Annotated in this window: 15 protein-coding genes and 1 pseudogene; 13 read left to right on the top strand and 3 right to left on the bottom strand. The window is 68.7% G+C overall.

From position 1 onward, the window contains the following. The first annotated feature begins 9 nt into the window (after nt 1-9). From grpE to ACIF80_RS14610, 12 genes and pseudogenes are all read left to right on the top strand, one after another. The gene (grpE, locus tag ACIF80_RS14665) at nt 10-594 is read left to right on the top strand and encodes a nucleotide exchange factor GrpE (protein WP_399804050.1); all 585 of its coding nucleotides are present in this window, start codon (nt 10-12) and stop codon (nt 592-594) included. A 6-nt stretch (nt 595-600) separates the two neighbouring features. After that, nucleotides 601-1542: a DnaJ C-terminal domain-containing protein gene (locus ACIF80_RS14660; RefSeq protein ID WP_399804047.1), complete on the top strand. Its 942-nt coding sequence runs from the start codon at nt 601-603 to the stop codon at nt 1540-1542. Then, nucleotides 1542-1910, top strand: a complete 369-nt coding sequence (locus ACIF80_RS14655; protein ID WP_399804044.1) for a chaperone modulator CbpM — start codon at nt 1542-1544, stop codon at nt 1908-1910. The genes ACIF80_RS14660 and ACIF80_RS14655 overlap by 1 nt, the downstream gene beginning before the upstream one ends. Next, nucleotides 1901-4540: an ATP-dependent chaperone ClpB gene (gene clpB, locus ACIF80_RS14650; protein ID WP_399804041.1), complete on the top strand. Its 2640-nt coding sequence runs from the start codon at nt 1901-1903 to the stop codon at nt 4538-4540. The genes ACIF80_RS14655 and clpB overlap by 10 nt, the downstream gene beginning before the upstream one ends. Then, the gene (gene trxA, locus ACIF80_RS14645; protein WP_399804038.1) at nt 4537-4995 is read left to right on the top strand and encodes a thioredoxin; all 459 of its coding nucleotides are present in this window, start codon (nt 4537-4539) and stop codon (nt 4993-4995) included. Before clpB ends, trxA begins: the two co-directional genes overlap by 4 nt. A 6-nt stretch (nt 4996-5001) precedes the next feature. Continuing rightward, nucleotides 5002-5262, top strand: coding sequence for a UBP-type zinc finger domain-containing protein (locus ACIF80_RS14640; protein WP_399804035.1), 261 nt, complete (start codon nt 5002-5004; stop codon nt 5260-5262). Next, a complete protein-coding gene (locus ACIF80_RS14635; protein WP_399804032.1) occupies nt 5262-7043 on the top strand; it encodes an FAD-dependent oxidoreductase in 1782 nt (593 codons plus the stop codon). The genes ACIF80_RS14640 and ACIF80_RS14635 overlap by 1 nt, the downstream gene beginning before the upstream one ends. A gap of 47 nt (nt 7044-7090) precedes the next feature. After that, nucleotides 7091-7579 carry an Hsp20/alpha crystallin family protein gene (locus ACIF80_RS14630; RefSeq protein WP_399804029.1) on the top strand — a complete coding sequence of 163 codons (489 nt, stop codon included), beginning with the start codon at nt 7091-7093 and terminating at the stop codon, nt 7577-7579. A gap of 475 nt (nt 7580-8054) precedes the next feature. Beyond that, complete coding sequence (locus ACIF80_RS14625; RefSeq protein ID WP_399804026.1) at nt 8055-9986, top strand: MFS transporter; 1932 nt, start codon at nt 8055-8057, stop codon at nt 9984-9986. A 26-nt stretch (nt 9987-10012) separates the two neighbouring features. After that, entirely contained in the window at nt 10013-10405 is a 393-nt protein-coding gene (locus ACIF80_RS14620; RefSeq protein WP_190177582.1) for a DUF2267 domain-containing protein, read from the top strand. A gap of 391 nt (nt 10406-10796) precedes the next feature. Continuing rightward, a pseudogene (locus ACIF80_RS14615) lies at nt 10797-11411 on the top strand (IS630 family transposase); the annotation flags it as partial. A gap of 100 nt (nt 11412-11511) precedes the next feature. After that, the gene (locus tag ACIF80_RS14610) at nt 11512-11841 is read left to right on the top strand and encodes a hypothetical protein (RefSeq protein ID WP_399804021.1); all 330 of its coding nucleotides are present in this window, start codon (nt 11512-11514) and stop codon (nt 11839-11841) included. Between the two features lie 258 nt (nt 11842-12099). Here ACIF80_RS14610 and ACIF80_RS14605 read toward each other — a convergent pair whose 3' ends face one another. The 3 genes from ACIF80_RS14605 to ACIF80_RS14595 form a co-directional block, all read right to left on the bottom strand. Next, entirely contained in the window at nt 12100-13299 is a 1200-nt protein-coding gene (locus ACIF80_RS14605) for a PP2C family protein-serine/threonine phosphatase (protein ID WP_399804018.1), read from the bottom strand. Between the two features lie 237 nt (nt 13300-13536). Beyond that, a complete protein-coding gene (locus ACIF80_RS14600) occupies nt 13537-13659 on the bottom strand; it encodes a hypothetical protein (protein ID WP_399804014.1) in 123 nt (40 codons plus the stop codon). A gap of 133 nt (nt 13660-13792) precedes the next feature. Then, on the bottom strand, nt 13793-14242 hold the full coding sequence (locus ACIF80_RS14595) for a DUF1931 family protein (RefSeq protein WP_350856401.1): 450 nt from the start codon (nt 14240-14242) through the stop codon (nt 13793-13795). A 552-nt stretch (nt 14243-14794) separates the two neighbouring features. Here ACIF80_RS14595 and ACIF80_RS14590 point away from each other — a divergent pair. Beyond that, complete coding sequence (locus tag ACIF80_RS14590; RefSeq protein WP_399804010.1) at nt 14795-15280, top strand: hypothetical protein; 486 nt, start codon at nt 14795-14797, stop codon at nt 15278-15280. Nucleotides 15281-15582 lie beyond the last annotated feature (302 nt).

The raw sequence follows: 15582 nt of genomic DNA, 5'->3' as shown, positions 1-15582 counted from the left end.
GTGGCCGCCATGCCCATCCCACCCCGGGGCCGAGAGCCCGACCCGCCGCCGGGAGACGCCGTACAGCCGCCGCGCGGAGACCTTACGCAGCCTGGAACGCCGACCGAGGAGGCCGAGCCGGGGCCCGACGCCGCAACCGGCACCACCGCACCCGACGACGAATACGCGGCCGCGCTGCGAGAGGCCGAGGACCGCTGGCGCCGCGCCCTGGCCGACCTCGACAACCTGCGCAAACGCCACGCCAGGGAGCTGGAGCGGGAGGCCGCGGCCGAACGCGCCCGTACGGCCGCGGCCTTCCTGCCCGTCATCGACAACCTGGAACTTGCCCTGAGCCACGCGGCCGCCGACCCCGATGCGATTGTCGAAGGTGTTCGGGCCGTGCGCGACCAGGCCGTGAACGTCCTGGAGCGGCTGGGCTACCCACGCCACGCAGAGAGGGGCGTGTCGTTCGACCCGGCCCGGCACGAGGTGGTCGGCGTGGTCCAGGATCCCGACGCCGATCCGAACACCGTGGTCCAGGTGCTGCGGCCCGGTTACGGGGAAGCCGAGCGGCAGTTGCGGCCTGCCGCCGTGACCGTCGCCAAGCGGGAGTGACCGTCCATGGCACGCGACTTCTACGAGGTACTCGGCGTTCCGCGCACCGCCGACCGGGACGAGATCCAGCGGGCCTACCGCACCCTGGCCCGCAGGTACCACCCCGACGTCAACAAGGACCCACAGGCGGAGGAGCGGTTCAAGGAGATCAATGAGGCCTTCAGTGTCCTGTCCGATCCGGAGCAGCGAGCCCGGTACGACCGCTTCGGCGAGGACTTCCGGAAGATCCCCGAGGACTGGGAGGAGCGGGTCGCCGCCGGCGCCGGCGCCGGAGCCGGCAGCGGCTTCCGGTGGACCACCGGTGGCGGCCCCCGGGTGCGGTACTCCACGGCAGGCTTCGGGGGCGAGGGGGTCGACGTGGAGGATCTGTTCGGCTCGCTGTTCGGCGGCGCCGGGCGGACGCGCGTACCCGGCGCCGACCAGGAGGCCGAACTGCCGCTCACCGTCGAGGAGGCATATCGGGGCGGCCGCCGTACGGTCACCCTGGCCGGGCCGGCCGGGCAGCGGCGCTACCAGGTCGACGTGCCGCCCGGCACCACCGACGGGCAGCGCATCCGGCTGGCCGGAGAGGGCGGGCGCGGGAGCGGCGACGACGCTCCCGCCGGGGACCTGTACCTGAGGGTGCGGATCCAGCCGCACCCCGAGTTCCGCCTCGACGGCCGGGACGTCCACGTGCGGCTTCCGGTCACCCCGTGGGAGGCGGCGCTGGGCGCGACCGTGCCGGTGCCCACGCCCAGCGGTGCCACGGCGAAGGTGACCGTGCCCGCCGGGTCCTCCAGCGGACGGCGCCTGCGGCTGCGCGGCGAGGGCATGCCGGGCCCGCGTGGCGCGAACGGAGACCTGTACGCGGAGCTGCAGATCATGGTGCCGCCCCGGCTGAGCGACCGGGAGCGCGAGCTGCTGGAGGAACTTGCCGCCGTCTCCTCGTTCGACCCCAGGAGGACCTGATGAGCGACCGACCAGCCGAGGCCCGCCCGTCCTACGCACGCACGACCGAGGTGGGCGTGCAGTACGCGATCGTGCCTGTGCCCAGGCTCTCGCTGGAGGCCGTGGCCCACCGCTCAGGCCTTCATCCCGACCTGATCCGTCGGTTCGTCGCCCTCGGGCTGGTGGACGCCGGCCGTGACGCCTCCGGACGGCTGGTGTTCGCCCCCACGGCCCCGGCGGCCCTGGCCCGCGTCCAGCGGTTGCGCACCGGGCTGTGCCTGAACTACGCATCCCTCGGTCTGGTGCTCGACCTGCTCGACCGCATCAGCCTGCTCGAAGCCGCGCTGCGACGTGCAGGCGTGAGGAGTGATCTACCACCATGGACATGAACCGCCTGACCCAGAAGTCACAGGAAGCCCTGCAGGAGGCCCAGAGCGCCGCCGGCCGCCTGGGTCACACCGAGGTCGACGGCGAACATCTGCTGCTCGCCCTCCTCGACCAGGAGGAGGGCCTGATCCCGCGACTGCTGCAGCAGGCGGGCACCGAGCCCAAGGAGTTGAGCGCGGCCGTACGCGAGGAGCTTTCCCGCCGGCCCAAGGTGACCGGCCCGGGCGCGGCGCCGGGCCAGGTCTTCGTCACCCAGCGCCTGGCCCGGCTGCTGGACGCGGCCGAGCGGGAGGCCAAACGCCTCAAGGACGAGTACGTGTCCGTGGAACACCTGCTGCTGGCCCTGGCCGAGGAAGGCTCGGCGACCGCCGCCGGGCGCCTGCTGAAGGAGCACGGCGTGACCCGGGATTCCTTCCTCGGCGCGCTCACTCAGGTCCGCGGCAACCAGCGCGTGACCTCCGCCAACCCCGAGGTGGCTTACGAGGCCCTGGAGAAGTACGGCCGTGACCTGGTCGCCGAGGCCAGGACCGGGCGGCTCGACCCGGTCATCGGCCGGGACGCCGAGATCCGCCGCGTCACCCAGATCCTCAGCCGCAAGAGCAAGAACAACCCCGTCCTGATCGGCGACCCCGGCGTCGGCAAGACCGCCATCGTCGAGGGCCTTGCCCAGCGCATCGTGCGCGGTGACGTGCCCGAAGGACTCCGCGACAAGATCGTGTTCGCCCTCGACATGGGCTCCTTGGTCGCCGGTGCCAAGTACCGCGGCGAGTTCGAGGAACGCCTCAAGGCCGTGCTCAGCGAGGTCAAGGCCGCCCAGGGACGTATCCTGCTCTTCGTCGACGAACTGCACACCGTCGTCGGCGCGGGCGCCGCCGAAGGAGCCATGGACGCGGGCAACATGCTCAAGCCCATGCTCGCCCGCGGCGAACTCCACATGATCGGCGCGACCACCCTCGACGAGTACCGCAAGCACATCGAGAAGGACGCCGCCCTCGAACGCCGCTTCCAGCAGGTCCTGGTCGACGAACCCAGCGTGGAGGACACCATCTCCATCCTGCGCGGCCTGCGTGAACGCCTCGAAATCTTCCACGGCGTCAAGATCCAGGACACCTCGCTGGTCGCGGCGGCGACACTCTCCCACCGCTACATCACCGACCGGTTCCTGCCCGACAAGGCCATCGATCTCGTCGACGAGGCCTGCGCCCGGCTGCGCACCGAGATCGACTCCATGCCCGCCGAACTCGACGAGATCACCCGCCGGGTGACCCGACTGGAGATCGAGGAGGCGGCCCTGTCCAAGGAGACCGACTCCGCCAGCAAAGCCCGCCTGGAGGAACTGCGCAGGGAACTGGCCGACCTGCGCGGCGAGGCCGACGCCAAACACGCCCAGTGGGAGGCCGAACGGCAGGCGATCCGCCGCGTGCAGGAACTGCGCCAGGAACTGGAGCAGGTCCGCCACGAGGCGGAGGAGGCGGAACGCGCCTACGACCTCAACCGCGCCGCCGAACTCCGCTACGGCCGCCTCCAGGACCTGGAGCGCCGACTCACCGCAGAGGAGGACCAACTGGCCGCCAAACAAGGGCAGAACCGGCTGCTGCGCGAGGTCGTCACCGAGGAGGAGATCGCCGACATCGTCGCCGCCTGGACCGGCGTCCCCGTCGCCCGCCTGAAGGAGGGCGAACGCGAGAAACTGCTGCGCCTCGACGAGATCCTGCGCGAGCGCGTCATCGGCCAGGACGAGGCCGTCAAGCTCGTCGCCGACGCCATCATCCGCGCCCGCTCCGGCATCCGTGACCCTCGCCGCCCCATCGGCTCGTTCATCTTCCTCGGCCCCACCGGCGTCGGGAAGACCGAGCTGGCCAAGACCCTCGCCCGGGCCCTGTTCGACGCCGAGGAGAACATGGTCCGCCTCGACATGAGCGAGTACCAGGAGCGGCACACCGTCAGCCGACTCATGGGCGCACCGCCCGGATACATCGGCTACGAGGAAGGCGGCCAGCTCACCGAGGCCGTACGCCGCAAGCCGTACTCCGTTGTGCTGTTCGACGAGATCGAGAAGGCGCACACCGATGTCTTCAACACCCTGCTGCAGATCCTCGATGACGGCCGCATCACCGATGCTCAGGGCCGCACGGTCGACTTCCGCAACACTGTGATCATCATGACGTCGAACATCGGCTCCGAGCACCTCCTCGACGGCGCCACCGCCGAGGGTGAGATCAAGCCGGACGCCCGCGCCCTGGTGATGGGCGAGCTGCGCGGGCACTTCCGCCCGGAGTTCCTCAACCGCGTCGACGACATCGTGCTGTTCAAGCCGCTCGGTGAGCGGCAGATCGAGCGGATCGTGGAGCTGCAGTTCGACGAACTGCGCCGCCGCCTCGCCGAACGCCGCATCACCGTCGAACTCACCGACGCGGCACGCGAGTTGATCGCCCACCAGGGCTACGACCCGGTGTACGGTGCACGGCCGCTGCGGCGTTACATCTCCCACGAGGTCGAGACACTGGTCGGGCGAGCCCTGCTGCGCGGCGACGTCCAGGACGGCGCGAAGGTCCGCGTCGACGCCGAGCACGGAGAGCTGGTGGTCACCTACGACCAGCCCGAGGACGTGAAGGGAGCGAGGGCGGCATGAGTACCGCGCAAGCCACCAACGTCACCTGCCCGCACTGCGGGCGCGCCAACCGGGTACCCGTGGCCGCCGAGGGCCGCCCCAGGTGCGGCAATTGTAAGCAGCCTCTGCCGTGGATGGCCGACGCGGGCGACGCCGACTTCACCGAGGTCGTCGAGCAGGCCACCGTGCCCGTCGTCGTCGACCTGTGGGCCACCTGGTGCGGCCCCTGCCGCATGGTGAGCCCCGCGCTGGAGAAGGTCGCCGCCGATCTCGCGGGAAAGATCAAACTGGTCAAGGTCGACATCGACAAGAACCCGCGCCTGGCGCGGCGGTTCGAGGTCCAGGCCGTACCGACGCTACTGGTCCTCGACAAAGGACGGACCATCGCCCGACAGTCGGGTGCCGCACCTGCCCTTGCCCTGCGGCAGTGGGTGGAGCAGTCGATCGCCGGCCGCGAACCGGCCGGGAAAGGATGATCGGCCATGACCGTACGAACCGACCCCCACCTCGCCCTCGTACGCCCCGTCACCCCGCGCACCCCAGGATGCGAGGAATGCCTGGCCACGCGTTCCCCCTGGGTCCACCTCAGGCTCTGCCTGACGTGCGGCCACGTCGGCTGCTGCGATTCCTCGCCGAACCGGCACGCCCGCCGTCACGCCGCCGCCGACGGCCATCCGATCGTGGCGTCGCTGGAGCCCGGCGAGGACTGGCGGTGGTGCTTCGTCCACGAGGCGTTCGTGTGATGCCCGGCGACGAGACGCGGCCGGGCGCAGCGCCTGTGCCGGACGAGGCCGAGGAGAGCGTCCCCTTCGAGACCCCCGACATCTACGGCGCCTATCCTCGCCTGTCGGACGACCAGATGGCCCGCCTGGCGCAGCATGGCCGGCGGCGCGCGGCTGACGCCGGTGACGTGCTGATCCGGGAGGGAGAGCGGTGCGAGACGTTCTACGTTGTCCTCAGTGGTTCGGTCGCCATCGTCGAGGGCTACGGCACACCCGGCGAACGCCTGCTGCGTGTGCACGGTCCTGGCCGCTTCTTCGGCGAACTCGGCCTCCTGAACGGACAGGTGGCCTTCTACACCGCTGTGGTCAGGGACCCCGGCGAGATCCTCGCCCTGTCCATGGATCAGCTGCGTGACCTGGTGACCCGGGACTCCATCCTTGGTGATGTGGTGCTGCGCGCCTGCATGGGCCGCCGTGCCCTGCTCGTCGGGCAGGGCGCCGGTTTCCGCATCATCGGCTCGCGCTACTCGCCCGACACCCGGCGGCTGCGCGAGTTCGCCGCCCGCAACCGGCTGCCGCACCGCTGGATCGATCTGGAGACGGACGAGGAGGCCGAGGCCCTGCTGCGCCGCTTCGCGGTTGGTCCGGAGCAGACGCCGCTGGTGATCTGGCGGGACACGACCCTGTTGCGCAACCCGAGCAACGCCGAACTGGCCCGGTTCATCGGTCTGCCGCCCCTGCCGTCGGGCAACGGCCGCGGCGATCTCCTCATCGTCGGCTCCGGTCCGGCCGGTCTCGCCGCTGCGGTGAACGCCGCCTCGGAGGGTCTCGGCACGACCGTGGTCGAGGCGATGGCCACCGGCGGCCAGGCCGGGACGTCGTCCCGCATCGACAACTGCTTCGGCTTCCCCTCCGGCATCTCCGGCGCCGAACTCACCGAGCGCGCTGTGCTCCAGGCGGGCAAGTTCGGCGCCCGGATCAGCGTCCCGGCGGAGGCGGCCCGGCTCGAACCGCGGGACGGCCACTACGCCGTTGGGTTCGCCGACGGCAGCGAGATCACCGCCCGTACCGTCGTCCTGGCCACCGGCGCCCGCTACCGCCGCCTCCATGTGCCCGGCATCGAGCCGTTGGAGGGCGCGAGCGTCCACTACTCGGCGACCGTCTACGAGGCCCAGCAGTGCCGTACCGACCCGGTGGCGGTGGTCGGCGGCGGCAACTCCGCAGGGCAGGCCGTGCTCTTCCTGGCCGGGTACGCACCGCAGGTGTATCTGCTCGTCCGTGGGCCGAGCATCGAGGCGCACATGTCCCGCTACCTGATCGATCAGATCGAGCGCCACCCGCGGGTGCGCGTGCTGCTGCACACCGAGATGACCGAGGCACTCGGCGACAAGGCGCTGGAGGCGGTCACCGTGGTCGACCACCGTACGGGCGAGCACCGCCACCTCGCGGTGCGGGCCCTGTTCGTCTTCACCGGCGCCGACCCCCACACCGAGTGGCTGTCCGGCACGCTCGCCCTCGACGCGCGCGGCTTCGTGCTCACCGGCGCGGAGGCGCAGGCCTGCTCCGTTCCCGAACTGTGGCAGAGCCAGGGCCGAGACTGCCTGACGTTGGAGACCAGCCTGCCTGGCGTCTTCGCCGCCGGCGACGTCCGCAGCGGCTCGGTGAAGCGCGTGGCCTCCGCGGTCGGCGAAGGCGCGATGAGCGTCCACTTCGTGCACCGCTACCTGGGCCACACGGCCGCGCCCGGTCGCACCGACAGCTCCCCGCACACCCGTCCGAAGGAGTCCGCTTGGCTCGCATGACACCCAGCGGGCGACGAGATCACGAGAAGGAGAAGGAGGCGATGGAAATGACCACGCCCGTCCGGCACCACCGAGGTGGCGCCATGCAGGCCAGGCCCCCTGGCTGGGCACGCAATCCGCTCACGGAGTTCGACCAACTGCTCAGCGAGATGAGCGGACTGATCGAATCCACGGTGGGAAGCGCTGCGCCCGCAGTCGCGTGGACACCCCTGGCGGATGTCACGGAGTCCGACGACGCCTTCCACATCGAGATCGAACTCCCCGGCGTCAAGAGCAAGGACATCGACGTCGAAGCGAACGGCCAGGAGCTGGTGGTCACCGGAGAGATCAAGGAGAAGGAACGCAAAGGCGTCCTGCGCCGGAGCACCCGCCGCACCGGAGCCTTCGAGTACCGGCTGCGGCTGCCCGGAGAGGTCGACACCGAAAAGATCAATGCGCAGATGTCGGACGGGGTGCTCACCATCACCGTCCCCAAGGCCGAGGTCGCGAAGCCCCGGCACGTCGAGATCAGCGAGACGAGTGAGAGCAGCGGCTGAGACGCGAGCGCCGCGGTTCCGGACACCCGCCCGGCACCGCGGCCGGGCCGGCGAGGCTCGACACCCGGGGTGACTCATGAATGACGTCCCGTATCACAAGCCCTCACCGTGGCGGAGGCTCGGCACGTGGCTCGTCACCGGCTCCCTTTCGGCGCCGAAGGCGCCAGGCGCGCAGCAGCCGAAGGGGGAGCAGACCCAGCGGTGCTCGCCGACCCATGTCCGCCTGGTCCTCGCGGTCGAATGCCCGTGCGTAACGCTCGGCGTCCCGGGCCGTCGGATATCGCTTGCTTCCCTCCGCTCCGCACCCACGCGCGCAGCGCCAGAACATCGTGTCGCCCTGATGGAGAAAGCGAAAACGGTGTCCCAGAAGGTGGCAGCGCAGCACAGAAGACCACCCTATGCGGACCGGCCCATTCCGGCCTGTTCTGTCCCTCTCCAGGCAACAGCCTCATGGCCCTGAACGAGGAGGCATGGCATGACCACCACCGCCGAGCTCGGTGTCGTCACCACCAAGGTCCCCGCCCGGCTTGACCGGCTGCCGTGGTCCCGATTCCATTGGCGGATCGTCATAGGTCTGGGAACCGTCTGGATTCTGGACGGCCTCGAAGTGACGATCGTCGGGGCGGTTGCCGCCCGTATGACCGAGCCGGGCAGCGGCATCAACCTGACCAGCGCCGACATAGGCACTGCCGCCGCCATCTACGTGGCAGGCGCATGTGCGGGCGCTCTCCTGTTCGGGAGGCTCACCGACCGCTACGGGCGCAAGAAGCTGTTCATGCTCACGCTCGGCATCTATATCCTCGCCACCGTCGCGACCGCGTTCGCCCACGACGCCTGGTACCTCTACCTCGCCCGTTTCATCACCGGTATGGGCATCGGCGGAGAGTATGCCGCGATCAACTCGGCCATCGACGAGCTGATTCCTGCCCGCAACCGCGGGCAGGTGGATCTGGCCATCAACGGCAGCTACTGGGTCGGTGCGGCGCTCGGCAGCCTGGTCGCCGTGCTGCTTCTCAACGAGAGTCTGCTGGCAGCCGACCTCGGCTGGCGGCTGGCCTTCGGCCTGGGCGGCATTCTGGGCCTGGGCATCATGCTGGTACGCCGCCACGTGCCGGAGAGTCCGCGCTGGCTGTTCATCCACGGGCATCAAGCCGAGGCTGAACGCATCGTCGACCGGATCGAGGCCGAGGTGCGCCAAGAGGCCGGCCGCGAGCTGCCGGAACCGGGCGAGGCGGTCACCGTACGGCAGCGCGACGTCATCCCGTTCAGGGAGATCGCCGGTGTGGCTCTGCGGCGGTACCCGCGTCGCGCCGTTCTCGGTCTGGCGCTCTTCGTCGGACAGGCTTTCCTGTACAACGCGATCGTCTTCGACCTGGGCACGATCCTGAATGGCTTCTTCGACATCGGCTCCGGCTCGATCCCCTACTTCCTTGCCCTCTTCGCGATCGCCAACTTCCTCGGGCCGCTCCTTCTCGGCCGACTGTTCGACACCGTTGGCAGAAAGCCGATGATCGCGGGCACCTACTTCGGCTCGGCAGTCGTGGCAGCCGTCCTCGCCGTCCTGCTGATCAGCGGCTCCCTGACGACATGGTGGTTTTTCCTACTAGTCTCGCTGACCTTCTTCGTGGCGTCCGCGGGAGCGAGCTCGGCCTACCTGACGGTGAGCGAGGTCTTCCCCATGGAGACCCGAGCCCTGTCCATCTCGCTGTTCTTCGCGATCGGCACGGCCGTGGGCGGAATCACCGGCCCGCTGCTGTTCGGCCACTTGATTCACAGTGGCGATGCCGACCTGGTGGCCATCGGCTTCCTCGTCGGAGCGGCAGCCATGGCCCTGGGCGGGCTGGCCGAGGTCTTCTTCGGTGTCCGGGCCGAACAACAGTCCCTGGAGAACATCGCCCGGCCGCTCACCGCTGAGGAAACCGAGGCAGCCTGGCGCAACGAGCCCGCACCACAGGACGCACGAGACCGCCTCCGGCCCGCGCACGTCCGGCAGGCCGCGCACGAGCGGGAACTGCGGATCGCCGACCGCACCGCCCGCCGCCGGGAGCGAGAGCGAGCCGGAGCCCGCCGCTACCGCCCGGGCACCGGACCGGGCAGCACTCTGTACTCGCCGGGGATGGCCGGCACCGCGAGCACGGCAAGCCGTACGTCCGCCATGGCCGAACAACGCCTCGACGACGAGATCGAACAGATCACCCACGTGCTCCAAGAAGCCGGCCCGACGAGCCGAGACCGACTCGAACAGGCCGTGGGCGGCCGTTCCTGGGGCCCCGGGCGCTTCCGCCGTGCCCTGCGTGAGTCCGTGCGGGAGTCCCGTGCCAAGGGCCTTGCGAACGGCAGCTACGCGCCGACGGACGGACCCGGCCGGCCCGACGGCGCACCGGGCGCCCCTCGTGATGAACGGTGACCGGGGAAGGCAGAAGGAAGGCAGCGATGAAATACGACGGATTCCTCGCCCGTGTACGCGAGCGAGGCGAATACAACGACCAGGACGAAGCCGCGGACGTCACCAACGCCGTGCTGGAAGTGCTGGCCCAACGGATCAGCCCGGGAGAGGTCAAGGACCTCGCATCCCAGCTGCCCGGCCCGCTGGGACAAGTTCTGGACCATGCCACGCCGCAGCAGGCGCAGAGCTTCGGGATCGAAGAGTTCTACCGCCGGGTCGCCGAGCGCACCCATGCCCGGCCGCGTACGGCGCAGTGGGACGCCAGCGCGGTCCTGACCACCGTTGCCGACGCTGTCACCGGCGGAGAGCTGAATCAGATCATCAGCCAACTCCCCTCCAGCTACGCGGTCCTGTTCGGCAAGGCCGACCTCGCGGACTGAGCCCGTGAGGCGCCCGGAACGAAAGGCCCACGGAAATGGTTGAGACAGGTTTCTCCTCGTTCGACACCATGGTGGACAAGGCCGATCGGCTCCTCAAGGACGTCGAGGAGGTCTTCGAATGGCCTGAGTAGCTGTTGTCGTTCCGATTTTGAGGGGTGCGCGTCGAACGGGAGTCTCGATCGGGTGGTTGCCGCCGGCTGCGGGCATGAAGGCAGGGCCTCTTGGCAGCTCGGGGTTGCGAAGCCAACCGAGAGTCGGGAGACCCTGTTGCCGCAGTTGTACGTGCTCGCGCCGGTGGAGTTCAACTCGGCTGCTCCGACGTGTGATGGTGTCGCTCACCGGTTCGGGAATGCGGCCGATCACCCGGAACGTGTTCGGCGGTATCCCTTGTGTCGATGAGAAGAGCCAGACCCAGGCGTTGGACCGCTCGCAGCCGATGAGGCCCGGCATGCCCGAGCGGCGCACCCACGACTACCTGCGGCACGGCATCACCAGCCTGTTCGCCGCGTTCAATATCGCCGACGGCACCGTCATCAGCCAGCTCCACCGCCGCCACCGGGCGATTGAGTTCAAGAAGTTCCTGGTGGCGATAGACAAGGCCGTACCGCGTGAACTCGACGTGCACCTGGTGTGCGACAACTACGCCACCCACAACACTGCCGAGATCAGAACCTGGCTGAGCCGGCACCCGCGCTTCCACGTCCACTTCACGCCGACCGGCTCCTCCTGGATCAACCAGGTCGAGCGCTGGTTCGGTCTGCTGACGGACAAGCTCGTCCGGCGCGGCGTGCACACCTCCGTCAAAGCCGTCGAGGACGGCATCCGCGACTGGATCGACACCTGGAACGAGAACCCGCGACCCTTCACCTGGACCAAGACCGCCGACGAGATCCTGAAATCTCTCGCCGACCACCTCACCAGAATCACCCCGCCAAACAGGCAGCAACTTACCCGTGTGATTTGCAGCGCAGGGCACTACTGGGTCGCGGGTGGTTGCCGAACGTGATGATCGTCTGACAGTCCGGTGGGATGGATTTCGTGGTTCTGCTGTCGGAGTGTGCGACGGGTTCAAAACGCTCTGTCCGGATCTTCCGGGAGGGGCGGCCGTGGATGACGTGCTGGAGCGGATCCCCGCACGGCGGGCGGAACTCGATGCGGCGGAGGAACGGCTGGCCAAGGAACTGGAAGCGGTCCGGGCTGAAGGGGAGGAACTCGGCTGCGCGGAGCGGGTGCTCATCCGGCTGAACGTGCAGATCGAAGCTGAGGCGGACGAGACGTATGGGCCGGCTGCCGGGCAGGTCGCGGGCCCGGCGGTGCTGCTGGTGCCGCACCGGGAGCAGGGCATGGACGGGACCGCTCTGCCCGAGCGGCGGTCAAGGGTGATCAGAGCACGACGTACAGACTCGGCACACCGAGACCGACCGCGATCGCCGTGATCAGGTTGCACAGACCCGTTTTGGTCCGGGGAGCGGAAGTCGGGGCGCAGACGAACCTCGTGTGGCAGCAGCCGCCCATCACGGCCGACAGCAGCATGAACCTGGATCCGCCTACCCGAGTGATCGATCGGACGAGCCCGCGCCGCTTGCATGCGCAGTGATGCGGCAGAAGCTGTGACAGGGCGCATGGCTGCATCGTGGGAACCGATCTTGCAAGCGCGGGATGGCGACCGTTCGGGTAGTACGTAGCTCTTGCGGTCACGGATCAGGGGGCTGCCACTCAAACATCAAAATCGTGGCGTCGTCGCTGAGTTTGTTGTGCCGATGCTCGAGGATGGCATGGATGAGCAGGCGCAGCACTTCCGGGGCGCTCTGCCCCGCTGCGGTCGACCGGATGATGTAGTCGGTGAAGCGCTCCAGGCCGAACTCTTCGCCTGCATCATCGCGTGACTCCACGACGCCGTCTGAGTAGAGCAGTATTCGGTCACCGGGTTTGAGGCTGACGTCGTGCACCTGACGGGCGGTCCCGGCGAGACTGGCGGGCAGCCCCAAAGGAGGCTCAGGTGGCCGCTCCAAGGCCTTATGGAGCAGGCGGTGGCGACGGATGAGCAACGGAGGCGGGTGGCCGCAGTTGCACCATCGCAGCACACCGGTGGGCATGTGCAACTGGGTGAAGACAGCCGTGCAGAACTGCTCCGGAAGCCACTTCGCCAGCGCCTCGTCCACGGTGCCCACGAGTTCGTTCAGGTTTGCCCCGCTGCGCCGGGCGTTACGGCAGCCTGCCATGGCGACAGAGGTGGCAAGTCCGGACGCCGGATTGTGCCCCATGCCGTCAAGGATTGTGGCGTGCAGAACGTCCTCGGTGAACCCATGGTCGAAAGCATCGCCGCCCAGTTCGTACGCAGGCTCCAGAACCGCCGTCGAAACGACCCGCCCGGTGCCGATCGACCGGGGAGGGAGAAAAGCCCTCACCATCTCCGTGGGCAGGTGCATCGGTCTGGTACGCATGCGCTGCGCGATGGTGTCGCTGTAGGTCCGCTTGGATGTGATGATCAGTGCGAGGAGCAGTGCCGTCGTTCGACAGCGCCGTAGCTTGAGCCCGTCCAGGGTGCTCATGTGCAGCTCCACGACGCCCAGCCGCTCCGCTCCGTCGGCCAGGGGCAGCCATACGTTCAGCTCGTCGGAGGGGCCTTCTTCCACTCGGAGAGTGTCGGTGCGGTAGGCCCATCCGGCCAGCGAAGTGTCGAGCTCCGGTTCCGGCTCGCCTTCGACAAGCGCCATCAGCAGTCTTTGCTGGATGTCGACCAGATAGATAACGGCCCTGCCCAGACCCATGGCCTCGGCATACCGGTTCAGGACCACGGGCAGTTCCGCAGGTGATGCCAGCTGGGCTGCTCTGACCAGCTCCTCCAGCAGCCGCTCCCCGGACCCGGACCCGACGGACATGTTCCTGTCCATGCCTTCGATGATCCCCGCGAGGTCGAGCCGCCACAATCTGAGCTCTCCGACACCTGAGATGTGGGCCGATCAGCCTGCGGTGCTGGGGCTTGCCCTTGCGGATTGGTCGGGAATCGGGATCGGCTAACGACATCAGCCGGTCGGGGATCGTACGGATCTCCGCAAGCCGCACAGCGGTCTGCTCCAGCAGCTGACGGGTGCTCGCCGCGGTCTCAGCCAGCTCACCGACCAGGTGCGTCAGCCGTCCCAAGGGCTGCTTGCCCAGCACGCGTCGAGCGTTGCGCTCCACCGCAGGACGAGTTCGACGTGGACGCGGCGCAGCGGGTTCTGGACCCGCCTGGCGCTGCTGGCGAAGGTCACGACCGCTCTTCGGCAGCACCCTGGACGTGGATGAAGCCCTGCGGCGGGCCGGCAGGATCGTTGCGGCAGCCGACGAAACAGAGCGCGCTGACGCTGGTTGGCCGTAGCCTGCACCGCCTGGTCCGGTCGCCACTCACAGCAGGAGGTCGAAGAGGGTTCGGGCCTCGTCCCAGTGCTGGGTCTGGGGGTTCTTCAGGTCGGGGTGGAGGATTTTGAAGCTCTGGGCAAGGGCCAGGCTGAGTCCGCCGATGATGTCCGGATAGGCCGCCTCGGTCTCCTCGTCGGGTGTGCGGTCCAGAGCGGGGTGGGTGGCGAGCTGTTCCAGGATCGGCTTGAGTTCTACTTCTTGGTCGATCTTCCGGAAGTGGTGAATGCTCTCCTGCAGGCCTTTCGTGATCGGTAGGTCACAGGGCCGGATGATGTCGCGCCCATTGGCCTTGGCAGTGGCTTGGGCGACGGTCAGCAGATCGTAGAGCTTGGCGTCGACGAAGTCGCTATAGCGCTTGAGATCGTTCTTGTCGACGTCCAGCCCCGCGGCCGCGCGGAAGAACCTTTCGAACCTGGCGATGGACATCACGGTCATGACGGCAACCTCCGGCTGCGGACGCCGGGGTGACTCCCGGCCCCCTGGGCTTCCCAGTCAGCCTGGCCGACGGGGGCGCGCGAACGCATGCGCATGTCGGGCCTAATTAGCCTCCCTGTATTGCCCTGCCAGGCCCAGGCACCCGATTGCCCGGGGAGTCGGACGGGCGTGCGGATCGACAGCAGGGAGAACACCGCGTCGCGGAGCGGCCCCACGTAAAGGGCGACCCTCAGATGGCGCCGCTGACGAGGCCGAACGCCGCGGTGGCGAACACGCCAGCGCACGCTCGGGAGAGGCCGGCGAACAGCAGCCAGAGCCGGTTGACGCGGACCATTCCGCCTGGGCCGTCTCGTTTGGATCATCGGATCGCTGGTCCGGGTGCGCCGTTGACCGACGCGCAGTGGGCGCGGATCGAGCCGTTACTTCCCGGCCGGACACCGAAGCGGGGTGGTCGGTGGCATGGCGTGCGGTGCGGACCAAGGGGGGTGCCCCTATGTGGTTCGTCAGGGAAATTGGGCTGCTCCTGGGCGGGCTGCGGGGCAGCATGGCGGGGTGTCTGATCTGCTGTGGGACGACGTCAAGTACTTCTTCGACCTTGATGAGATGGGGTTGCTGCCAGACGTGCGTGTCCCTGATGCCTCGGTGGAGGGCTGGCAGGCGGTCCTCGATCTCATCAGCTCCAGGGGCTGGAAGTGCCAGTACTCCGAGGGTGATGTCGTGATGCCGGTGCCTCGGGCGGAGGCAGTGCTGTCCCGCCCGGCTGACGCCGAATGTCCGGACCTGCGGGTCTGGCCGACAGTCGATGTTCTGGCGATCTTCCGTTTCCATGCCGCGGAGGAGATCGACTTCGACGTGGATCTGCGGGAGCTGCAGGGCCAGGAGCGACTTGATGTGTTCTGCGGTTTCCTGCGGGCGATCGGACGACGGCTGGGCAAGCCGGTTCTGATGGATCCGCAGGGAGATTACGGGCGTCCTGTGCTCGGGTTCGACGTTGAGATCGACCGGGTCGTTCTCCTGGCTGAGCCACCCGTCATGTGACCACTGGCGCTGGCCGCGATTCGTAGAAGGTGCCGTCATGAGCATCGCGAAGAGGACGTCGGCCCGGCGCCGGGCGAGGCAGAACAGGGCTTGGGTGTGGTGCTTGCCCTGGGCGATTGCACCTGCTGACGGGGGCCAGCGTGTCACGTGGCGCCGACGTTACGTCGGCGGCATCTGTGGGCACTTGCGATCGCGGGGACAGCCGACGAGAAGGGTCCAGCCATGCCGGTGTCGTCGCAGGGCGTTACGGTCGTGGCTCTCCTGGCGGATCCGGACGCGCCGACGGAGATCGCGCAGCGCAT

This window comes from Streptomyces sp. NPDC085927, from assembly GCF_044540975.1.
In the GTDB taxonomy this organism is placed as follows: domain Bacteria; phylum Actinomycetota; class Actinomycetes; order Streptomycetales; family Streptomycetaceae; genus Streptomyces; species Streptomyces hirsutus.
Note: the sequence above shows the minus strand (reverse complement) of the source record. Positions and strands in the feature narration are given on the sequence as shown.